The organism is Rahnella sp. PAMC25559, from assembly GCF_050632365.1.
GTDB lineage: Bacteria > Pseudomonadota > Gammaproteobacteria > Enterobacterales > Enterobacteriaceae > Rahnella > Rahnella rivi.
The window spans coordinates 3,903,415-3,925,433 of the sequence record NZ_CP192543.1 but is presented as its reverse complement, the minus strand read 5'-3'; the positions used below and the strand labels follow the sequence as shown (position 1 = coordinate 3,925,433).

Annotated in this window: 21 protein-coding genes; 10 read left to right on the top strand and 11 right to left on the bottom strand. The window is 52.8% G+C overall.

The window, feature by feature from the left end:
* The first annotated feature begins 323 nt into the window (after positions 1-323).
* From rfbB to rfbC, 3 genes are all read left to right on the top strand, one after another.
* Complete coding sequence (rfbB, locus tag ACQZQY_RS19205; RefSeq protein ID WP_431296222.1) at positions 324-1,409, top strand: dTDP-glucose 4,6-dehydratase; 1,086 nt, start codon at positions 324-326, stop codon at positions 1,407-1,409.
* 92 nt (positions 1,410-1,501) lie between these two features.
* The gene (gene rfbA / locus ACQZQY_RS19200) at positions 1,502-2,386 is read left to right on the top strand and encodes a glucose-1-phosphate thymidylyltransferase RfbA (RefSeq protein WP_431296221.1); all 885 of its coding nucleotides are present in this window, start codon (positions 1,502-1,504) and stop codon (positions 2,384-2,386) included.
* Positions 2,387-2,399: 13 nt separating this feature from the next.
* Positions 2,400-2,951 (top strand): dTDP-4-dehydrorhamnose 3,5-epimerase, encoded by a 552-nt coding sequence (gene rfbC, locus ACQZQY_RS19195; protein WP_431296220.1) that lies wholly within the window; start codon positions 2,400-2,402, stop codon positions 2,949-2,951.
* 120 nt (positions 2,952-3,071) lie between these two features.
* On the opposite strand, the gene dps is transcribed toward rfbC, so the two are convergent.
* From dps to rhtA, 5 genes are all read right to left on the bottom strand, one after another.
* Positions 3,072-3,575, bottom strand: a complete 504-nt coding sequence (gene dps, locus ACQZQY_RS19190; RefSeq protein WP_056769114.1) for a DNA starvation/stationary phase protection protein Dps — start codon at positions 3,573-3,575, stop codon at positions 3,072-3,074.
* 412 nt (positions 3,576-3,987) lie between these two features.
* The gene (locus tag ACQZQY_RS19185; RefSeq protein WP_183847695.1) at positions 3,988-4,665 is read right to left on the bottom strand and encodes an anti-sigma factor domain-containing protein; all 678 of its coding nucleotides are present in this window, start codon (positions 4,663-4,665) and stop codon (positions 3,988-3,990) included.
* Positions 4,662-5,243 (bottom strand): RNA polymerase sigma factor, encoded by a 582-nt coding sequence (locus tag ACQZQY_RS19180; RefSeq protein WP_056769116.1) that lies wholly within the window; start codon positions 5,241-5,243, stop codon positions 4,662-4,664. Before ACQZQY_RS19180 ends, ACQZQY_RS19185 begins: the two co-directional genes overlap by 4 nt.
* Before the next feature lie 154 nt (positions 5,244-5,397).
* Positions 5,398-5,961 (bottom strand): fasciclin domain-containing protein, encoded by a 564-nt coding sequence (locus tag ACQZQY_RS19175; protein ID WP_431296219.1) that lies wholly within the window; start codon positions 5,959-5,961, stop codon positions 5,398-5,400.
* 188 nt (positions 5,962-6,149) lie between these two features.
* A complete protein-coding gene (gene rhtA, locus ACQZQY_RS19170; RefSeq protein ID WP_414071816.1) occupies positions 6,150-7,058 on the bottom strand; it encodes a threonine/homoserine exporter RhtA in 909 nt (302 codons plus the stop codon).
* Between the two features lie 486 nt (positions 7,059-7,544).
* On the opposite strand from rhtA, the gene ompX reads away from it, so the two are divergent.
* Complete coding sequence (gene ompX / locus ACQZQY_RS19165) at positions 7,545-8,078, top strand: outer membrane protein OmpX (RefSeq protein ID WP_056769121.1); 534 nt, start codon at positions 7,545-7,547, stop codon at positions 8,076-8,078.
* A 113-nt stretch (positions 8,079-8,191) separates the two neighbouring features.
* On the opposite strand, the gene ACQZQY_RS19160 is transcribed toward ompX, so the two are convergent.
* The 3 genes from ACQZQY_RS19160 to ACQZQY_RS19150 all read right to left on the bottom strand — a co-directional run bounded on the left by ACQZQY_RS19160 (position 8,192) and on the right by ACQZQY_RS19150 (position 10,384).
* Positions 8,192-8,956, bottom strand: a complete 765-nt coding sequence (locus ACQZQY_RS19160; RefSeq protein WP_056769123.1) for a molybdopterin-dependent oxidoreductase — start codon at positions 8,954-8,956, stop codon at positions 8,192-8,194.
* Positions 8,949-9,614 carry a cytochrome b/b6 domain-containing protein gene (locus tag ACQZQY_RS19155; protein ID WP_421670994.1) on the bottom strand — a complete coding sequence of 222 codons (666 nt, stop codon included), beginning with the start codon at positions 9,612-9,614 and terminating at the stop codon, positions 8,949-8,951. Before ACQZQY_RS19155 ends, ACQZQY_RS19160 begins: the two co-directional genes overlap by 8 nt.
* A gap of 146 nt (positions 9,615-9,760) precedes the next feature.
* The gene (locus tag ACQZQY_RS19150; RefSeq protein ID WP_431296218.1) at positions 9,761-10,384 is read right to left on the bottom strand and encodes a hypothetical protein; all 624 of its coding nucleotides are present in this window, start codon (positions 10,382-10,384) and stop codon (positions 9,761-9,763) included.
* Between the two features lie 212 nt (positions 10,385-10,596).
* On the opposite strand from ACQZQY_RS19150, the gene ACQZQY_RS19145 reads away from it, so the two are divergent.
* From ACQZQY_RS19145 to ACQZQY_RS19125, 5 genes are all read left to right on the top strand, one after another.
* Positions 10,597-11,271 (top strand): heavy metal response regulator transcription factor, encoded by a 675-nt coding sequence (locus ACQZQY_RS19145; RefSeq protein ID WP_056769126.1) that lies wholly within the window; start codon positions 10,597-10,599, stop codon positions 11,269-11,271.
* Positions 11,264-12,700, top strand: a complete 1,437-nt coding sequence (locus ACQZQY_RS19140) for a heavy metal sensor histidine kinase (RefSeq protein ID WP_431296217.1) — start codon at positions 11,264-11,266, stop codon at positions 12,698-12,700. Before ACQZQY_RS19145 ends, ACQZQY_RS19140 begins: the two co-directional genes overlap by 8 nt.
* A gap of 233 nt (positions 12,701-12,933) precedes the next feature.
* Positions 12,934-14,610 (top strand): kdo(2)-lipid A phosphoethanolamine 7''-transferase, encoded by a 1,677-nt coding sequence (gene eptB, locus ACQZQY_RS19135; protein WP_122094665.1) that lies wholly within the window; start codon positions 12,934-12,936, stop codon positions 14,608-14,610.
* Between the two features lie 145 nt (positions 14,611-14,755).
* Positions 14,756-15,868, top strand: coding sequence for an endonuclease/exonuclease/phosphatase family protein (locus tag ACQZQY_RS19130; RefSeq protein WP_122094667.1), 1,113 nt, complete (start codon positions 14,756-14,758; stop codon positions 15,866-15,868).
* 2 nt (positions 15,869-15,870) lie between these two features.
* Positions 15,871-16,785 carry a LysR substrate-binding domain-containing protein gene (locus ACQZQY_RS19125; RefSeq protein ID WP_431296216.1) on the top strand — a complete coding sequence of 305 codons (915 nt, stop codon included), beginning with the start codon at positions 15,871-15,873 and terminating at the stop codon, positions 16,783-16,785.
* Between the two features lie 21 nt (positions 16,786-16,806).
* Here ACQZQY_RS19125 and leuD read toward each other — a convergent pair whose 3' ends face one another.
* Positions 16,807-17,415, bottom strand: a complete 609-nt coding sequence (gene leuD, locus ACQZQY_RS19120) for a 3-isopropylmalate dehydratase small subunit (protein WP_431296215.1) — start codon at positions 17,413-17,415, stop codon at positions 16,807-16,809.
* 9 nt (positions 17,416-17,424) lie between these two features.
* Entirely contained in the window at positions 17,425-18,831 is a 1,407-nt protein-coding gene (leuC, locus tag ACQZQY_RS19115) for a 3-isopropylmalate dehydratase large subunit (RefSeq protein ID WP_431296214.1), read from the bottom strand.
* 170 nt (positions 18,832-19,001) lie between these two features.
* Here leuC and ACQZQY_RS19110 point away from each other — a divergent pair, with 170 nt between their 5' ends.
* Positions 19,002-19,877, top strand: a complete 876-nt coding sequence (locus ACQZQY_RS19110; RefSeq protein ID WP_431296213.1) for an alpha/beta fold hydrolase — start codon at positions 19,002-19,004, stop codon at positions 19,875-19,877.
* Positions 19,878-19,940: 63 nt separating this feature from the next.
* On the opposite strand, the gene ACQZQY_RS19105 is transcribed toward ACQZQY_RS19110, so the two are convergent.
* Positions 19,941-21,995 carry a choline transporter gene (locus ACQZQY_RS19105; protein ID WP_431296212.1) on the bottom strand — a complete coding sequence of 685 codons (2,055 nt, stop codon included), beginning with the start codon at positions 21,993-21,995 and terminating at the stop codon, positions 19,941-19,943.
* Positions 21,996-22,019 lie beyond the last annotated feature (24 nt).

The window sequence follows — 22,019 nt, the reverse complement described above, 5'->3', positions numbered from 1 at the left end:
TGCCCCGCTTTTAGACTCTATGTTCAATCATGCTCGGGGGCCAGTTAAATATTTTGACTTTGTCAGAATGAACGCTGTCGGAGTTTATAGTAATGTTTCGCCATATTCCGATATTATTATCCATGATATTAATGGATTACTGATCTCTAACTCACCTTCGGTATGGGTAGATACCATCATTAATCTTGTCAACGACTCTGAAAAAAGAAAAGACCTTTTTAATAAAAGCTACCAGTCTTCAATGACTCTTTTCAAATCAGAGTGGAAATAATTTCTTCTGATTTCTCATGTATATATAACTCCCAGACTCAAATGGTACTAAAATGAAATTACTTGTTACAGGTGGGGCCGGTTTTATAGGTTCGGCTGTGGTGCGTCATATTATCGAAAACACTCTTGATCACGTTATCAATGTTGATAAGCTAACCTACGCCGGAAATCCGGAGTCTTTGAAAGTGATAGCTAACAGCGAACGTTATGTTTTCGAGAAAGTCGATATCTGCGAACGTTCTGAGTTGGATCGCATATTTTCACAGTATAAACCTGATGCAGTCATGCACTTAGCTGCCGAAAGCCATGTTGACCGTTCTATAACGGGTCCGGCAGCATTCATAGAAACTAACATCGTTGGGACCTACACATTATTAGAGGCTGCACGTTTCTATTGGTCATCCCTTGATGATGAATCAAGGGCAGCTTTTCGTTTTCACCATATTTCAACTGATGAAGTTTATGGTGACTTACCTCATCCTGATGAATTGAATACAAATGCTGAACTTCCTCTCTTCCTTGAGAGCACGCCCTACGCACCAAGCAGCCCTTACTCAGCTTCTAAGGCTTCAAGCGATCATTTAGTCAGAGCCTGGATGCGTACATATGGTTTACCAACGATTATCACAAACTGTTCAAATAATTATGGACCTTATCATTTTCCCGAGAAACTCATACCTTTGGTCATCCTAAATGCCCTCGAAGGAAAAAAATTACCAATATATGGTAAAGGTGATCAAATTCGTGATTGGCTATATGTAGAAGATCATGCTCGCGCTCTCTATGCTGTAGTGACAACCGGCAACATTGGTAATACCTATAATATAGGTGGCCATAATGAAATGAAAAATCTGGATGTTGTTGAAAATATTTGCAGACTACTTGATGAACTAGTGCCAAAAGCGACTAAATATAGCGATCAAATCACTTACGTAACTGACCGTCCTGGTCATGATAGAAGATATGCCATTGATGCTGGTAAGATTAATCAAGAACTAAACTGGCATCCTCAAGAAACTTTTGAATCAGGAATTCGTAAAACAGTTCAGTGGTACTTAGATAACTCAGAGTGGATTAAAAATGTAAATAGTGGTGCTTATCAAACGTGGATTGATAAAAACTACAAAGAGCGTAAGTAATTACTTTTCTTTTATAAAAATATTTTAATGAAACTCGTTTTGGTTTGTTTTTTATAAAATAACTTTTACAACTATTAGCATGAAGATTAAATATGAAAAATCGTAAAGGAATTATTCTTGCAGGAGGTTCGGGTACACGTCTCTATCCGGTCACAATGGCTGTGAGTAAACAGTTATTACCTGTTTATGATAAACCAATGATCTACTATCCTCTCAGCACACTGATGTTGGCTGGAATCCGAGAGATTCTCATCATCAGCACTCCTCAGGATACTCCGCGATTCGAACAACTCTTAGGTGATGGTAGCCAGTGGGGGCTTCATCTGGAATATAAAGTTCAGCCTTCTCCTGATGGTCTTGCGCAGGCATTTATCCTTGGCGAAGATTTTATTGGTGAAGACAGTTGCGCGCTGGTTTTGGGCGATAACATATTTCATGGTCATGATTTACAGAAACAGCTTGAATCTGCTGATGCCAGAACAGAAGGTGCTACGGTATTTGCTTATCATGTTCATGATCCCGAACGTTATGGTGTAGTTGAGTTTGATGAAAAAGGTTCTGCTATTTCGCTCGAAGAGAAACCGCTTAAACCTAAGAGTGACTATGCAGTCACTGGGCTATATTTCTACGATAATGACGTCGTAAAAATTGCCAAATCACTTAAACCCTCTCTGCGGGGCGAACTTGAAATAACTGATTTAAATCGCATTTACATGGATGAGGGCAAGTTATCAGTAGCGATGATGGGAAGAGGTTTTGCATGGCTTGATACAGGTACTCATCAAAGTTTAATTGATGCCAGTAACTTCATTCAAACCATTGAAACTCGGCAGGGACTCAAAGTGGCTTGTCCTGAAGAAATTGCTTATCGTAAGGGTTTTATTGATATTAAAAAGTTAGCAGGGCTTGCTGTTCCATTATCAAAAAATGAATATGGTAAGTATCTTCTTAAAATTGTTGCAAGTGACAACGTATAATCAGGCCCGAAAAATGAAAATCGTAAAAACTGAAATCCCTGACGTAATTATTCTAGAACCGAATTTGTTCGGTGATGATCGTGGCTTTTTTTTTGAAAGTTTTAATTCTAAACTTTTTGAAGCCGCTGTAGGCAAGCCAGTCAATTTTCTTCAGGATAACCATTCCAAATCTTCCAGAGGAGTATTGCGGGGCTTGCATTATCAGTTGGCGCCGTTCGCGCAGGCAAAACTTGTTCGCTGTGTTGTTGGTGAAGTTTTTGATGTCGCTGTAGATATTCGTAAATCATCTCCAACGTTTGGTAAGTGGGTCGGTGCGCACCTGAGTGCAGAAAATAAACGCCAGTTATGGATCCCTGAGGGATTTGCTCATGGATTTTTTACATTGAGCGATCATGCTGAGTTCCTCTATAAAACTACGAATTATTATTCTCCTGATTGTGACCGTGGAATTTTATGGAATGATAAAGATATTGGTATCGAATGGCCTGAATTGAATACGCCAATATTGTTGTCAGAGAAAGACAAAAATGCAAAAGCTTTTAAAGATGCAGATCATTTCATTTAAACAAGAAATACTCCAAATAAAATAATAACAAGGCCAGTCGCTTACGCCACTGGCCTTATTTTTTGCATTGATCCGATGATTTGCCGCAGCCTTGATCAGGCTGCGGTTACCGAGTCCTGATTACTCGATATTAGATTCGATGAACCACAGGAATTTATCCAAATCGCGTGATGCGGCGGTAAAGATATCTGCGGTGTCTTCGTCTTCCACTTCGCCGATGGCTTTACGCGTGTCGTTGGCGACAACGGCAAAGCGATCTGCCAGCGCTTTCAGGTGTTCCTGCACGGTATGGATGTTAGTCGGGTAGCTTTTCAGTGGGGTTTTATCGTTAACCACTTGCACGGTACCCAGCGCAACGCCACCTAACTGCACCACACGTTCTGCGATGGTGTCCTGGTGATCGATAACTGCGGTACGGAATCCATCAAGCATTTCGTGCACGGCGATGAAGTTTGCGCCACGCATGTTCCAGTGTGCCTGCTTGATGATCAGCGACAGATCGATGTATTCCGCCACCAGGCGGTTCAGCACTTTGATGGTGCTCAGTTTAACGTTTTCATCTAAATCGTTGCGTGTATAGATAAGTTCAGAAGATTTCGTTTTGACCAGTTTAGCGGTACTCATATTTATATCTCCTTGTTAGATTTACTTATTAGTTAATGCATATATCTCGTAACTGGATCCAGTATAGCAATAAATTTCAGTTTTGCAGGAAAGTCGTTCCTATCGTTCCGATAGCGTGTGCCATATATTGACTTCCAGACGATGTTTACTAATTTATCATGTTGATTTTTAAGGTGGATAGGAATGTTCCTGAATTCACGTAAATAGCAGGTCAACCGGGATGTTGAATTATTCCTGAATGTAACATGACATGTTGTGTCTATATTTATGACAGCAAAAACAGAGAATGATAAATATTCTCGCCTGAGAATGATGGCCAATTTAACACTATTTTCCGGTGAGAATAATCAACGGGGGAAATATTTCCCGCCGTTGATTATTAAGAGGTTTCACTGCCTGCTCAATACCCGTTTCAGAGCGTCAGCGCACCGCTGTACAGCACGGCACCGGTCGGTTGCCCGGTAGGAGAGCCGCCGCGTGGTTCAACACTGATCGCAAGCTGGTAACCCGGATCCGGCATTTTTGCCGCCAGTGCCAGCTGAGTGGGTTGCCGGGTATTGAGTAAGCCCAGCGAACGCGGTTTGCCGCCCGGCGGGATGGCCCAGAGCTCCAGGCTGCGGTCATCCGCCACGCGCTGCGCATTGAGCGGGGTCAGCATCAGGCTGCGTGTGCTGGCATCCGCACTCACCACCCATTGCCCGCCCGGAGCGCCTTCACTGCTGGCGAGGATCGCCACCGGCATAGGCACGCCCGGTTGTACCAGCAGACGCGGGATCAGCAGCAATGCCGCCAGCCCGGCGGCCAGTGCCCAGCCAAGATAACCGCGCAGCGGCGTTTTGGCGGGAGCCGCGCGTTTTGCAGGTTGCAGTGCAAGGTTATGCTGAATGCGCTTCCACACCGAAGCGGGTGGGATCACCGGGATGATCTGGTTATCCAGTTGTGTGAAGGCTTCCTGCCAGCGCGCCACTTCGGCCGCCAGTTCAGGGTCTTCCCGCATTTTTTGCTCGAATTGAATTTTTGCTGCGCCGCGCAACGTGCCGAGCGCATATTCAGCGGCGAGGGCAGCATGATAATGGCTTCTGCTTTTCATAGTCCCACGCAGCTCTTTAAGTGATCCAGGGCGCGACGGATCCAGCTTTTTATCGTCCCCAGAGGTTGTTGTAGATGAGATGAAACCTCGCCGTGAGACAGACCCTGATAATAGGCAAGGATCAGGCTTTGTCGTTGTTCGGCGGGAAGGTGCGCCAGACAGTTCGCCAGCACTTTGGCATCGCTGTCTTGTTGCAATCTTTGCAGGGGTTCATCACTTTCTTCGACGTAACGGTCCGCCACGCTGTCGTCCAGTTCGTCTGTCTGGTTATCGCTGCCGCGCATCCAGTCGATGGCGCGGTTGCGGACAATGTGGGTGAGCCAGGTCATCGGGGAACTGAGGGCGGGGTTATAAGATGCCGCCCGGTTCCACGCGGTGATGTAGCTGTCGTGCAAAACTTCCTCTGCCCAAGCGTGTCGTCGCAACATGCGTAATGCCACGGCAAAAAGTCTCGGGGAAGTCAGACGGTAGAGTTGCTCGAATGCCTGACGGTCGCCACTGGCCATGGCGCTCATCAGTTCACGCTGAACTTCCAGCGCTTTCTCTGGTGTCGTATTTTTCAATAAAGGGTCATGCATTCGCCCATCCTGACTTTCTGAGATACTGTTTCATAAGGAAATCCAGCTCTCAGTATAGTCCCCAAAATAATTCGTGTTGCAGTGCCTGGGCAGAAGCTGATCACAGCCTTCAGCGGACGCCTCTGCAACGCGAAGTATGAAGGGGCAGCCGGTATTATTTAGGCATCAGTACGGTATCGACCACGTCGATTACACCGTTTTTCTGTTGAACGTCATAGGTACTGATATTGGCGATATTCCCTTTGCCGTCTTTCAGCTGAATATTGTGCGGGCCGTTGTTGAGGATCCACAGTGGCTGGCCGTTAACGGTTTTCAGTTCCGCGGTGCCGTTCCCTTTTTTCAGCAGTTTTTCCAGATCTTTCATTTCATATTTACCGGCCACCACGTGGTAGGTAAGGATGCTGGTGAGTGTGGCTTTGTTTTCAGGTTTCACCAGATTCTCGACGGTGCCCGCCGGCAATTTAGCAAACGCGGCATTGGTCGGGGCAAACACGGTGAACGGACCTTTACCCTGCAACGTATCCACCAGGCCGGCAGCTTTCACGGCGGCAACCAGCGTGGTGTGGTCTTTGGAGTTCAGGGCATTCTCTACGATATTTTTGGACGGATACATTTCAGCGCCACCCACCATGGTGGTGTTATGAGACATCATTGCAGCCATTGACGCGGTGCTCAGCAGCAGCGAAGCACAGATAGCGGTACGGATTAATGTTTTCATGATGTAGTCCTTCGTAAGTTGAGTAGGTAAGGTCTTGCCTCACATCTATACATACGAACGACACCCCGCTTTTGGATGCAGGAAAAGATGAAAAAAAGTGAAATAAACGAACCTTATTTTCAACACATTGATTATCAATAAAAAAACCACGCGCATTGGCGTGGTTTTTTATTGGAATAACGCAGAGATTATTTCCCCGACGGATTATTTCCGGGCACATCCACCGTTTCGATTTTGGTTTTACGCTGGATCGTCAGCGTTGAACCGGCAGAAGCCGCGATAATCGCCGCCAGCCCCAGCCACTGTGACGCCGTCAGGAACTCGCCCAGGAAGATAATCCCGGAAAGCGCGGCCATGGCCGGTTCCATGCTCATCAGCGTGCCGAAGGTTTTGGCGGGCAGCTTGGTCAGCGCCATCATTTCCAGCGAATAAGGGATGGCAGAGGTGAGCAGGGCGATCAGCAAGCCGAGCGGCAAGATTTCCCAGCTGAAAATAGAGGTGTGCGCCTGCGCGATGCCAATCGGGAAGAAGATCAGGGCGGCGATAACCGAGCCCATCGCGGCAGTCCCCGGCCCGTAGCTGCTGCCTGCACGCTGCCCGGCAAGAATATAGATAGCCCAGCAGGCACCGGCGATCAGCGCAAAGCACGCCCCTTTGAGATCAACGCCACCGGCACTTTGTCCCAGCGGCAGCAAAAACAGTAATCCGGTCACGGCCAGCGCCACCCAGACAAAATCCACCGGGCGGCGGGAAGAGAACATCGCCACCGCCAGCGGCCCGGTGAACTCGAGCGCAACGGCAATCCCGAGCGGCACGGTGCGCAGCGCCAGATAGAAGCTGTAGTTCATACAACCCAGCGCAAGCCCGTACATCAGCAGTGCGCGAAAATTACCGCCGCGCATTTTAAAACGCCACGGTCGGAAATAGATCAGCAGCAGAATGGAACCCAGCCCGAGACGCAGCGCCGTTACGCCCTGCGGGCCGACGACCGGGAACAGCGTTTTCGCCAGTGACGCGCCGCCCTGTAAGGAAAGCATGGCGATGAGCAGCAGCAGGATGGCGACCAGAGGTGAGGCTTTCTTAGGTAATGCCGGCACCGGCGGGCTGTTGTTGTGTTCTTCTGCGGGCACGGCGGCCTGCATTTTTTTTCCTGACTGTGTCATCCATAGCGCCTTAGGAGGTGATCCGTTTTAACGATTATCTTGAGATTTATAGTTTTGAAAAGAAAGGTAAAGCACCGTCAGTGTAGAGGGAAATGGGGGAAGAAAAAATCAGTGAAAAAAGTTTTTTTCGGCAGCGGATTTTCCGAAAAAAAATTTAAAAAGCCGAAAATGTTGCGAAAAAATGTCGATTTTTCGTCCAAAACTTTAGGAATTATCTGCTAATCTTAAAAAGTTCAATAAGTTTTTCTTATAGTTTTAGTGACGAAAATCACAGTAAAATTAATAAGATATAGCGTATTGGAAACTTTATGTTACACGATAGAGTGCTTTGGACATCTATATTCAGGCAGAGTTTCACGCTGGTTTTTGTTATATTTTCAAACGTGAAGGTTACTTTGGTTTCCCATTTTGAGGTGGTTTATGAAAAAAATTGCATGTCTTTCCGCATTAGCTTGCGTAGTAGCACTGGGCGTTTCAACAAGCGCATTCGCTGACACCAGCACCGTAACCGCTGGTTACGCTCAGGGTGATATGCAAGGCGTTGCTAACAAAGCAAACGGCTTCAACTTGAAATACCGTTGGGAACAAGATAACAACCCACTGGGCGTTATCGGTTCTTTCACCTACATTGAAGACGACAGCACTCCGTCTTCTGGTGACTACCGTAAAGCACAATACTACGGTCTGACTGCGGGTCCTGCTTACCGTCTGGCTGACTGGGTTTCCATCTACGGTGTTGTAGGTGTGGGCTACGGTAAATTCCAGCAGAACGACAACGCAGCATCTACTGCAAACCGTCAGAAATTTGACAACAGCGACTACGGCGTATCTTACGGCGCAGGTCTGCAGTTCAACCCAATCCAGAACGTTGCTCTGGACGTTTCTTACGAACAGTCCCGTATCCGCAGTGTTGATGTTGGTACCTGGATCGCTGGCGTAGGTTACAGCTTCTAATTCTTCGCCGCAGCGTAACGCTTTGCCGTTACCCTCCCGCGAAAACAAAAACCGCTCATTGAGCGGTTTTTTTATGCCTTTTTTCCAGCCGGGGTGAGGGCAGTTATTGAGACTTAAATCCCGCTAAACCAGTTATACCCCTGATCTTCCCAGTATCCGCCCGGATATTCATTGGTAACGAAAATTGCGCCGATGTGTTTGGCATTTTTAAAGCCCAGTTTGGTCGGCATGCGCAGGCGTAACGGGTAACCGAAATCCGGCGGCAGCGGTTTGCCGCCAAAATCCAGTGCCAGAATGGTCTGCGGATGCAGCGCCGTCGCCATATCAATGCTGGAATAATAGCGGTCATCGCATTTAAACCCGACATATTTGGCGGTGAGATCCGCCCCGATGTGTTGCAGGAAGGTTTTCAGCGGCACGCCTTTCCACTGGCCGATGGCGCTCCAGCCTTCAATGCAAATCAGACGGGTGATCTGGCTTTCCTGCGGCAGGCGCTGCAATTGTTCCAACGTCCACGGCGCTTTTTTCTGCACCAGCCCGGAGACTTCCAGCCGGTAATTGGGGATGTCTATCTCCGGAACGTTGTATTCCGGATAAAAAGCATTAAAGCGGAACGGCGTGGTTATCTGATCTTCGCGGTAGGTTTGCGCCAGTTTCTGACCGCTGAACAGCCAGCCCTGAACCCGATCGTTCCAGCGCGACATCGCCCACAGCACTTTGTCGACCTGATCGCCGTCCTGCAAATTACAGCCGGTCAGCATCGATACCGCGCCCAGGGTCAGGCCGGAGCGTAGCAACAGACGGCGCTGAATATTTACCAGCTGTTTGCGCTGGTCGGGCTCAACAATGATTTTTGGCCGGTCTGATTTTTCACTCATCCGTGTTCTCCTGCGTACTGATTTTTTTGCCACCGGTGATCATGGCAACGAACGTTTTCGGCACCAGCAACACCATCACCACGTGAACCACCACGAACAGCATCACGCCGCTCATGGCAAAGAAATGGACATAACGGGCGATATCAAAACCGCCAAACAGCCACACCAGGCCGCTGAACTGAACCGGTTTCCAGATAGACAACCCTGAGAGCACTAGCAGCAGGCCGAGCAGCAGCACGCCGACGTACATCAGCTTTTGCACCGCGTTGTACTGGCCGGGTTTGTGCGGCAGCCTGAACGTCACGGCACGAACCGTATCCCGCCAGACAGAGCGTGGGCTGAATGGGAAAAAGTCACGCCTGAAATGGCCGGTGAACAGCCCCCACAGCACATAAAACAGGGCGTTGGCCGCCATCAGCCACATCACCGCCAGATGCCAGGCAATGTTGCCACCCAGCCAGCCGCCGAGGGTAGTGCTTTGCGGAAAGGTAAAAGAAAAAATCGGATCGGCGTTATAAATTCCCCAGCCGCTCATCACCATGCCGATCATCGCGAAAAGATTAATCCAGTGGCACAGACGAACCGGCCAGGGATGAATACGCTTTTTTTTCGGCAAAGAGGGCGGCGGGGAGGCACTTTGTGCAGAGGAGGTACGCAGCGGGGAGGGTTGAGATTTCACGGATAAACTCCTGCGTAATGAGAAACTGCGCAACATGAATGAGGGAGGGTTCACCCTGCGCAGTTCTTCAAAAACAACTTACTCCGGCTGACAGACACGGCCCGCCGGAGCAGCGTGCTAAAGGGTTACATCGGCGGTGCGACGCCATCTTTACCGGCGGCGATACCACGGGCAACCAGTGCGCCTTTATCGTCTTTCATCGCAAACAGCACGATTTTAGTCCCAGGTTTCAGCAGGCTGCGGTCGCCCGGCGCCAGCAGAACCACCGGCACATCGTCAGGCACTACAACCGTTTTTTCTGCGTCATGATATTTCACGGTCAGCGTGCGGCCATTGGTGTTCACCAGTTTGCCGACGGTACCGTTGGTCATGGTATTGATTTTGCCATCGGCGGATTCAAACGGGTTGAACCCTTCGCCGCTGCCGCGCAGGCTTGGCGCGAAGACGTGCACTTCCAGCGCTTTCAGGGAGCCGTTGGCCTGGGGAACGGCCGCGGTACCGATGAAGCTGTCCGCTTTGATGTCGCTGATCTGGCCTTTCGTCACCGCGTTGATTTTGGTCTGATCGGTCAGTTTAACGTCCAGCTTATCGCCCTGACGGGTGGTGATCTGCATGGAGGAATCATTAACGGATTCAATGGTTCCGCGCGTAGGTTTGATGACGTTGTCCGCGGCAAAGGCTGATGTCATGCCGCTGCACATCAGCAATGAACCGAGTAACAGACCGGCCAGACGTGTTGGTGTGTTCATGTTTAACTCTCCAGTTTCTTACGTATTTTCATTCAGGTAGAGGTATCACTGCACGAGGCAGTGAGGAATGACTTCATTAAGAGTGGACGATAAACCGGGATTGGCAGATGACAAGTTGATGACAAAATTGTCATCAAAGGTGTCTGACGAAACTGATAAACTTCCCAGGAATCATTCTTTGGGTGAATGGTCATGCGGCGCTGAGGGCCTGAATGCGGATACTGGTGATAGAAGATGATGTCAGCACAGGCGATTACCTGAAAAAAGGGCTGACCGAAGCGGGTTACAGCGTCGATCTGGCGCGTAACGGCGCTGACGGGCTGTTTCTGGCGCTCGAGGACGGTTACGACGCGGTGATCCTTGACGTCATGCTGCCGGGGCTTGATGGCTGGCAGGTGATGGAAGTGCTGCGTAAAAAAAGCGACGTGCCGGTGCTGTTCCTGACCGCACGCGACGAAGTACAGGATCGCATTCACGGTCTGGAGTTGGGCGCAGACGATTACCTCATCAAACCTTTCTCCTTCACCGAACTGGTGCTGCGTATTCGCACGCTGCTGCGCCGTCCCGCCGCCCGTGAGCCGGATATCTACAGCGTCGCCGATCTCAATCTCGATCTGCTTCGCCGCCGCGTCACCCGTCAGGATCAGACCATCGCGCTGACGAACAAAGAATTTATGCTGCTGCATTTGCTGATGCGCCGCGAAGGCGAAGTGCTGTCGCGCACCATGATCGCTTCTCAGGTGTGGGATATGAATTTTGACAGCGACACCAACGTGGTGGATGTGGCCATCAAACGCCTGCGCGCCAAAATCGACCGCGCCTTTGAGGTCAAACTGATCCATACCGTGCGCGGCATCGGCTATGTCTGCGAAGTGCGCCATGACTGAATTTGCTGCGAAATCAACACCACAACGCGCGATGTCCCTGACGTTGCGGGCTACGCTGCTGTTTGCGCTGTTAGCCTCTCTGGTGGTGAGCGCCGTCGGGGTGTACCTCTATTACTCGCTGGAAAAAGAGCTGGTGCGCCGCGCCGATTATCAGGTCAGCGGGCGCGTGCAGTATTTTCGTCATTTGCTGGCGAGCGAATTTCCGCTGTCACAGCTCAGCCACAACCCCGGCCTGTTCGAAAATATGCTCGGCAACGAGCGCGATATTCTGACCTTCCGCCTCAGCGGGCAGCCCGCGCTGATTAACGTCAATCCCTCGCGTTTACAGTTACCGGCAGTGCCACCGGTGCCGGACGGCCAGCCGTTAACCCTTGGCACCGTGCACAGCCTCTCTGCGCCTGACGGCACACCGGTGCGCTTCGCCCGTGCCGCCGTCAGAATGCAGGATGGCAGCACGGTGGAGATCACCGCGGCGCACTTTATGACCGGCGAAGCGCGGATGCTGTCAACGTTCCGCTGGCAGATAACTGGCGCAGTGCTGTTTGCCTATTTTCTGATTGCCGCGCTGGGCTATGGCGTCATCCGCCGGGGGCTGCGCCCGCTGCGGCATATGGCGCAGGAGGCAACGAAAATTCATCCCGCCAGTTTATCCACCCGTCTGAGCAGTGAAAATGCGCCGCAGGAATTGCAGCAGTTGATCTTTTCTTTTAACGACATGCTGGAAAGGCTGGCGGAAGGTTATCAGCGTCTGACGCAGTTCTCCGCCGATCTGGCGCATGAGATCCGCACGCCAGTGGGCGCGCTGATGGGGCATTGTCAGGTGGCGCTGTATCAGCCGCGCAGCACCGAGGAATATGAAACGCTGCTGGCGAACAACATGGAAGAGCTGGAGCGTATTTCGCGCATGGTGGAAAACATCCTGTTCCTGGCGCGCGCCACCGATGCGCGTTCGGTGCTGACCCTCACCAGTATTGATGTGTCGGCGGAAATGACCCGTATTCAGGAATATTTCGAAGGACTGGCAGAAGAGCGCGACATGACGTTGCACAGCGCAGGCGAGGGGATTGTTTACGCCGATGCCATTTTGTTCCAGCGTGCGCTCAGTAATCTGGTCGCCAACGCCGTGCGCTATGCGCATCAGGGGACGGCAATCTGCGTGCGCGCAGAGTCTCATGGGAAAGGCATGGATATCCATGTGATAAGCCAGGGTGACCCGATCCCGCCTGAAAAACTCGGCAAACTGTTTGACCGTTTCTATCGCGCCGATGCCTCGCGCAGCGAAGGCGGCAGCTCCAGCGGGCTGGGGTTGTCCATCGTGCAGGCCATTATGGCGCTGCATCAGGGCAGTGTCCGGGTGGTGAGTTCCGCGCAGGGGGAAACCCGCTTCACGCTCACTTTCCCGCGCGAAGAGCGCAAGCTTTCTCAGTAGTTTCTCAATAAACGTAAGAAACGGGCAGCGGGTGTAAGAAAATTATCAGCATTATCTCACTGAAAGATAAAGGTTTCGTTAATCCTGTTACATTATCACATTGGAAGAAACGAATGAATTTGAACGAAAATACGCGGCCCGGAGTCTGAATAGTCCTAAGGAGTGTTTTCAATCCTCCGGTACGAGCGGTCAACATGACGTAAACAGACTCACCAAAGAGCCATTTATTACCAATGCAAAAATTACGATTACTTTCGCAACAGAGCATTTTTCTGTTCATTGCGCTTTATCTTGGGATCCTGCTTAACCTTCCGATTTTCTTCCGACGTTACTCCCAGTTGCACTATGACAATGCGTTGTCGATCGCCGTTGAAATGCTGGCCGCCTTTGCGCTGGTCTATTTCCTGTGTGTGCTGCTGTCGTTTACCGGGAAAACGGTCTTCCGCATTCTGATGAGCGTGGTGGTGATCTCCTCCGCCGCGGCCAGCTACTACATGATCCTGTTCAACGTCGATATCGGTTACGGTATTTTGGCGGCGGCACTGGCGTCAGACTCCATCGATTTATCGAAAGAATCCATCGGTACCCATTTCATCGCCTGGACGGTGCTGGTCAGCCTGATCCCGGTATTGCTGTTGTGGCTGAGCACCATGCCCGGCGCGGCATTCAGAGAAACCACCCTGAAAAAACTGGCAGTGAAAATCGTGCTGCTGGTCGTCTCCGGTTTGCTCTGTTACCTGCCGCTGCAAATGATGGGCAAAGTGCAGGATCGTCATGATCTGGTGAATAACCGCATGATGGCAAGCTACGGTGGCGTGGTGGCGGGCACTTATTCGCCGTCCAACTGGCTTTCGGCGCTGGGGCTGTATGTCTACAGCAGCTACAGCCAGGCGGAAGACACCAAAAACCTGTTCGATCCGGCCAAACACTTCACCTATAACGAACCGGCAGATGCCAAAGACATGTACGTGGTGTTTGTGATTGGTGAAAGTGCACGCCGCGATCACATGGGCCTGTATGGCTACGATCGTGATAACACGCCGAATCTCGATAAAGAGAAGAATCTTGTGGCCTTGCAGGGCTATTCCTGCGACACCGCCACCAAGCTTTCCCTGCGCTGTATGTTTGTGCGCGAGGGCGGGGCGTCTGAAGCGCCGCAGCGTACGCTCAAGGAAGCCAACGTGTTCTCCGTGCTGAAAAGCAAAGGCTGGAGCTCGGAGTTGTATTCCATGCAAAGTGAAGCCTGGTTCTACAACAAAACCCGCGCCGACGATTATTCCCTGCGTGAAAACATTGCTTCTGAGAAGCGCAACGCCGGTAAGCCGGTCGATGACATGTTGCTGATCGATGAAATGAAAGATTCGCTGAATAACCATCCGAACGGTAAACATCTGATCATCCTGCACACCAAAGGGTCGCATTATCTCTATTCAGACCGCTATCCGCGTTCATTCGCCAAATATCAGCCGGAATGCATGGGCATTGACGATTCCTGTTCTACCCAGGAGATGATCAACGCCTACGACAACTCACTGCTGTATACCGATTATTTCCTGTCGCAGGTGTTTGACCAGTTGCGCGATAAAAACGCCATCGTGTTCTACGCATCCGATCACGGCGAGTCGATTTCTAAAAGTATGCACTTCCACGGCACACCGCGCGATCACGCGCCACCTGAGCAGCGTACCGTGCCGATTATGGTCTGGGCGTCGGACAAATTCCTCGCCAACGATCAGAACCGAGCCGGTTTCGAACAGCTGCAAAAAATGGCTGCGCAGAAGAAGCCTGCTTTCCATGAAAAACTGTATGACACCCTGCTCGGCTGTATCGGCTACACGTCTCCGGACGGCGGGATTGTCCAGCAGCATAACTGGTGCCACGTAGCCGATCAGGCGGCACCGGCAAAATAACCCTCGCCCGACGTCGCCATCTTTTTCTTCAACCAGAAAAGGTGGCGACATCCTTCTGGTCGTTCCTCGTTTTTTAAGTCACAATCGCTTAACAAGGTATTGAGAGTATTCTCTTCTGCTATTTTTTTATCAGGGCTGATGACCGATGGAAGCACTTCGAATTACAGTTTGCGTACTGACGGTCATAATGACCCTTCTGACGCTGCTGCCCCTCTCCCGCAATCAACACTGGTGGGTGCGGGTATGGGATTTCCCCCGCCTGCAAATGGCGTCTTTATGCTTACTTTTCCTGCTGACTGAGCTGTATATTCTGCCGTTTGGCGGCGTGCTCTCGACCATCACCATCGTGCTGACGGTGGCCTGCATGCTCTATCAGAGCTGGTGGATTTTGCCCTACACGCGTCTGCATCCGGTGCAGGTCAAAAAAGTCGCGCCTAACGGGCATTCCCGCATCAAAATTATCAACAGCAACGTGCTGACCACCAACCGTCAGGCCGGTAAATTACTGAGCCTTATCCAGCAAAATAAGCCCGATATCGTGGTGCTGCTGGAAACTGATCAATGGTGGGAAGATCAGATGGCACCGCTTGAGCCGGATTACCCGCACAGCCTGCGCTGCCCGCTGGATAATCTCTACGGCATGCACGTGTACTCGCGCCTGCCGCTGCACGACGCACAGATTCAGTATCTGGTGGCCGACGATATTCCGTCGATGCATTTTCGCGCCGAACTGGCCTCCGGGGAACAGGTCGTACTGCACTGCCTGCACCCGATGCCGCCAAGCCCGACCGAAGCCGATGAATCCACTGACCGCGACGGTGAGCTTATCGCCGTCGGGCACACCGCGGCCAAAGCGACCTATCCGACCATTGTGACCGGCGACCTGAACGACGTCGCATGGTCGCGCACCACGCGCCTGTTCATGAAAGTCAGCGGTCTGCTCGATCCGCGTCGTGGCCGTGGCATGTACAACACCTTCCACGCCAGTTATCCGTTCCTGCGCTGGCCGCTGGATCACGTTTTCCACAGTAAACATTTCACGCTCATCGGCCTGCAACGCCTCGGATTCATGGGCTCGGATCACTTTCCCATCATGGTCGAACTGGCGCTGACGCCTCAGGAAGGGCAGGATCAGGAATCACTGGAAATCGATAATGAAGACATTGAAGAAGCCGAGGAAAAAATGCAGATCGCGGGTGTGAAAACCAGCGACGTGCACAGGGCGGAAAAACTGAACCAGCCGGTCTTCGGTCTGTAATCATGACCAGCGAACGTGCGCGTTTGCCACTGGCCGAAGACTTACGGGTTTTTCTGGCGGTCGTGAATAAGCAGAGTTTTGCTGCCGCCGCCACGGAGCTCGGGCAGTCTCCGGCCTATGTCAGCAAACGCATTCAGATCCTCGAAGAGTCGCTGAATTGCCGTTTGCTGCACCGTTCGACCCGCGGCGTCCGGCTGACCGAAGACGGTGAACGCACGCAGCGCTGGGCACTGCAAATCCTCGATACGTTTGATCACTTCATCGGCGACCTGTCGGATTCGCGCAGTGAAGCGCGCGGCAACGTGCATATCTGCTGCTCGTTCGGTTTCGGACGCTGTCATGTGGCGCCGGCAGTGGCCGAGCTGGCCGAGCGTTATCCGCAACTGAATCTCCGCCTTGATCTGTTTGACCGCGTGGTCGATCTGGTTGCAGAAGGTATTGATCTGGAAATTCTGGTGGGTGATGACATTCCGGAGCAGCACATCGGTAAAAAACTGGCAGAGCATCAGCGGATCCTCTGCGCATCCCCGGAGTATCTGGCCGCCCACGGCGAGCCGGATTCGCCGGAAGCGCTCGCACAGCATCAGTGTCTGGTGCTCAAAGAGCGCGACAATCCTTTCGGACTCTGGTCGCTGACCGCAGAAGGCGAGGAGCACCGGGTCAGGGTGAAAGGGGCGCTGTCGTCTAACAGTGGCGAAGTGGTGTTGCAGTGGGCGCTCCGGCACCACGGCATCATATTGCGCTCGCAGTGGGACGTGCAGCCTTACATTGCGCGGGGCGAGCTGGTACAGGTGTTACCGCAATTCTCCCAGCCCGCCAGCGTCTGGGCGGTGTACCCCACGCGGCTGGCGGACTCGGCAAAATTGCGGGTGTGCGTTGAGTTTCTGCATCAACGTTTCAGCCAGTTACTGGGCTGACGTCGCTTTCGTGGTCAAGCGTTACGCCAGCCACGGATTGTGCTGCAAATGCCCTTGCTGAAACTCACGAATGTCATCGCGATATTGCAGCGTGGTGCCGATAGCATCCAGCCCGTTGAGCAGCGAAACCTTACTCAGCTCATCGATTGCAAAATCAATCACTTCACCGTTTTGCAGGCCAATCCGTTGCGCCGACAGATCCAGGGTAATTTTGTTTTTGTCGCCGTGAACCACTTCCTGCGCAATCTGCGCCCACGGCTTGGGATCCAGCTGTACCGTCAGCACGCCGTTGCGCTGACAGTTATCGAAGAAAATCCCTGCAAACGTCGTGCCGATCAGCGCCCGGATCCCGAGCTGTTTCAGCCCCCATACCGCATGTTCACGGCTGGAGCCGCAGCCGAAATTCGGGCCGACCAGTAAGAATTTGGCATTCTGCCACTCAGGCTGATTGAGGATAAACGCCGGATCGGGCGAACCGTCCGCCAGGAAACGCAAATCGAAAAATACCCCGCGATCCAGCCCGTTGCGGTCGATGCCCTTGAGAAACTGTTTCGGCATGATCACATCTGTATCTACGTTCGCCGCAGGCAACGGCGCGGCAATACCGGTCAGTACGTTAAATGCTTCCATGATTTCTCCTTACAGGTCGCGGACATCGGTCAGATGGCCGCAAATGGCCGCCGCTGCCACCATCGCCGGGCTCATCAGGTGGGTACGTGCGCCCGCGCCCTGACGGCCTTCAAAATTACGGTTTGTGCTGGATGCGCAGCGGTCGCCGGGGGCGAGCACGTCGTCGTTCATCGCCAGACACATCGAGCACCCAGATTGCCGCCATTCGAAACCGGCCTGAATAAATATGTCTGCCAGACCTTCCTGCTCAGCCTGCGCGCGCACCTGGCTGGAGCCGGGCACGATCATTGCGCGTACGGTCGGTGCGACGGTTTTCCCGCGAACCACTTCGGCGGCAGCGCGTAAATCCTCGATGCGCGCATTAGTGCAGGAACCGATAAACGCATGGCTGATGCGGATGCTGTTCAGCGCCTGACCGGCGCGCAGCCCCATGTACTGCAACGCACGCTGTAAATCCTTGCGGCGTGAGGCATCTGATTCTGCCAGCGGATCCGGTACCTGGCCGTTAATCGCCTGCGCCTGATCGGGGCTGGTGCCCCAGCTGACCATCGGCGCAATTTCTGCGGCGCTCAGTTCAACTTCGCGGTCAAACACGGCGTCCGCATCGCTGTGCAATTCACGCCAGACATTCACGGCGTCCGTCCATTGCTGGCCTTTCGGCACACGCAGCTTGTCTTTCAGGTAATCAAACACTTTGTCGTCGGGTGCCATAAACGCCCCGCGCGCCCCGGCTTCAACGGCCATATTGCATATCGTCATGCGGCCTTCCACGCTCAGCATGTCGATGCCCTGACCGCAGAATTCGATGGCATAACCGGTCGCGCCCGCCGCGCCGATTTTTGCCACCAGCGCCATCACCACATCTTTGGCGGTGATGCCGGTTTTCAGTTCACCGCTGACGGTAACGCGCATCGTTTTCAGGCGTTTATAGACCAGCGTTTGCGTGGCCAGCAGGTGCTCAATTTCGGACGTGCCGATACCAAACCCAAACGCGCCTAACGCGCCGTAGGTGGTGGTGTGGCTGTCTCCGGCGGCAATCACCATGCCGGGCAAAATAAAGCCCTGTTCCGGTGCCACCACGTGTTCGATGCCCTGACGCATATCGAGAATATCAAACAGCTCAATGCCAAATTCGGCGCAGTTTTCTGCCAGATAGGACACCTGACGCGCCCCCCCGGCATCCGGCATCTGGCGGGTGCGTAACGGCGTCGTCGGGTTAACGTGATCGACCACCGCCAGCGAGGTTTCAGGCCGCCAGACGCGACGGTTCGCCTCGCGCAAACCGCTGAACGCCTGCGGGCTGGTGTATTCGTTAATCACCTGCCGGTCGATGTAAAGCAGCACGTGGCCTTTATCATCCAGCGCGCGGACGCTGTGGCTGTTGATGTGTTTTTCATACAGCGTTTTTGGCTTCATTTTATTGCCCTGATAAACGTAACGGATAATGCCAGCGTCGCAACTTCGCGGTTATCGGGCAACGGCCTGAGTGTGGTGCGTCAAAACACAGATCGTAAACCGGCGATCTTCATTTGTGGCCTTGTTGCTGACCGGCCAGCGGCTAAGATGGTTAAAAAAGGAGAAAACCCATGTTTGAACATTTTACCCAAGGCCGGATGGCGGTCAGCGGAACGGAGATTGCCTACCGCATCGCCGGGCAGGGCGAGCCGCTGTTATTGCTGCACGGACACCCGCAAACCCAGGCGATCTGGCATAGCGTTGCGCCGCACCTCACTTCTCAGTTCACCGTGGTGCTGGCTGATTTACGCGGTTACGGCGACAGCGGTAAACCCGAACCGGACGCGGAGCATCTGCGTTACAGCAAGCGCGAAATGGCGCAGGATCAGCTCGAGCTGATGGCCGCGCTCGGTTTCAGCCAGTTCAGCGTGATCGCCCACGACCGCGGAGCGCGGGTCGCACACCGGCTGGCGCTCGATCATCCGCAGGCAGTGAAGCGGATGGTGCTGATGGACATCGCGCCGACGCTTGCGATGTATCAGCAAACCAGCGAAGCCTTTGCGCGCGCTTACTGGCACTGGTTTTTTCTGATCCGCCCGGCACCGCTGCCGGAAACCCTTATCCGGGCAGATCCTGATCTCTACCTGCGCAGCGTAATGGGCAGCCGCAGCGCCGGTATGCAACCTTTCACCGACGAAGCTTACGCAGATTATTTGCGTTGTCTGCAACTTGATGGGACGGCGCGCGGAATTTGCGAGGACTATCGGGCTTCTGCTGCGGTAGATCTGCAACACGATCAGATTGACCGGAATGCATCCCGCAAAGTGCGTTGTCCGCTGTTGATCCTGTGGGGCGAAAAAGGCACTGTCGGCACCTGTTTTGCGCCGCTGGAGGAATGGGCAAAGGTGGCGGAAGACGTTCAGGGAGAGGCGTTGCCGTGCGGGCATTATCTTGCTGAAGAACAACCGCAACTGTTGCTGGAGAAAGTGCTGCCGTTTCTTCGCTGACGTGGCGGATGTTCTGACGTGTATAAAAAAACCCGCATTGCGCGGGTTTTTTGTGAGCTCAGATTATACCGGTTGTTCCGGGAAGGTGAGGGTGTTACCCGGCGCTTCACGGTTGATGTGCAGGAAGTTCAGATGACGTTCGTACTGATCAAGAATGTCATTGATCACCTGATGTTTGGTGAAGTCCATCAGGTCATTACCCTGCGTGCCTTCCAGCAGGAAGGTTTCCAGACGGTAATAATGCGATTTACCGGCGCGTGCGCGATAGGTAAAGGCGGGAACCGCATAGCGCACCGGCCAGATCTGATAGACAAAGTTTTGCTCTTCGCCCAGCGCGACCTGCAATTCCAGCGGCCCGATTTTCTCGTCTTCCTGAGGCTCGTGCTCGTTAAAGGTCACTTTTGCCCCGCGCAGTTCCAGTTCCTGCGCCACTTCCTGCATCGCAGGGCGGCACACGTTATCCATCATTTTTTGGGTATGGCGCGTGCCCGGATAATTCATCACCCGTGACAGACGCTGTTTCCAGTTCAGCGCGGCGTCACTGGTTGCGGGCAGCGGAGCCATTGTCTGCTGGCTGCTGGCGCGGCGGTAATCCTCCAGGCGCAGTGATTTATACAAGCCGGCCATGATGAAGAAGATCACAAAACTGAACGGCAGCCCCATGATCACCGTGGTGTTTTGCAGCGCGTAAACCCCGTCGGTCATCAGCATGCCCAGCGTCAGCACGCCGATGGTGACCGACCAGAAGATCCGCAGCCAGTTAGGGGCATCGTTATTAATGTCAGCCAGTTTTGAAGTGAAGTTCCCCAGCACCAGCGAGCCGGAATCCGCCGACGTGACATAAAACAGCAGGCCGGTAATGGTGGCGACAGAAGCACTCAGGGTAAAGCCCGGATACTGCGCCAGCAGGCTGTAAACGCCGCGCTCAGGGTGCGCAATCACCTCGTTGGCGAAATCCAGATTGCCATGCAGGATCTGGTACAACGCGCTGTTACCGAAAATCGACAGCCACAGCAGGGTGAAGACAAACGGGATGATCAGCGTGCCGAGCACGAACTGACGGATAGTGCGCCCGCGCGAAATACGCGCCAGGAACAGGCCGACAAACGGCGACCAGGCCACCCACCAGGCCCAGAAGAACAAGGTCCAGCTGTTCATCCATTCGGTCGGGCGGTCAAAGGCAAAGGTGTTGAGCGTCATGCCCATAAAGCGGTTGATGTAATCGCCGATATTGAGCACCAGCGCATTAAGCAGGAATTCGGTATTGCCGAAGAACAGCAGGAACAGAATCAGCCCCAGCGCCAGCAGCACGTTGAGTTCCGACAGAATACGGATGCCTTTGTTCACGCCGGAGGTCACCGACACCGTCGCCATAATCACCGAAAGCAGGATCAGTGCCGCCTGAACGGTCAGGTTTTCCGGGATCTGGAACAGCACTTTCAGCCCGTAATTCAGCTGAACCACGCCGATACCGAGCGTGGTGGCGATACCAAAAATGGTGCCGACCACGGCAGCGATATCCACGCTGTGGCCGATTGGCCCGTTAATGCGTTTGCCGAAAATAGGGTACAGCGCCGAACGGATGGTCAGCGGCAGGTTATAGCGGTAGCTGAAATAGCCGAGCGCAATCCCCATCAGTGCGTACATCGCCCAGCCAGTCAGGCCGTAGTGGAACAGCGTCCAGGTCATTGCCTGCCGCGCGGCTTCCAGCGTTTGCCCGTTGCCTTCCGGCGGCAGCATGTATTGCGTCACCGGTTCGGCGACCGAGAAGAACATCAGGTCGATCCCGATCCCGGCGGCAAACAGCATGGCCGCCCAGCTCATCATGCTGAATTCGGGTTTGGATTGTTCAGGACCGAGTTTGATCGAGCCGAAGCGCGAGCAGGCAATGAACACTACAAACACGATGTACAGCGTCGCTGCCAGCATGTAATACCAGCCGAAGGTGGCGGATACCCAGTTAAGGGTCAGGCTTATCCATTTTCCGGAAAAATCGGTGAAGAAAATGGTCATTAATGTGAAGGCTAAAATCAGACCGGCGGAGGTGAAGAACACCACCTTGTTCAGCTGGTCCCGAGGTTTCTCAGCATGTTTTTCTGTCGTATCGGCAGTCGCCATGTTTTCCCCTGATGTGTTAATTAC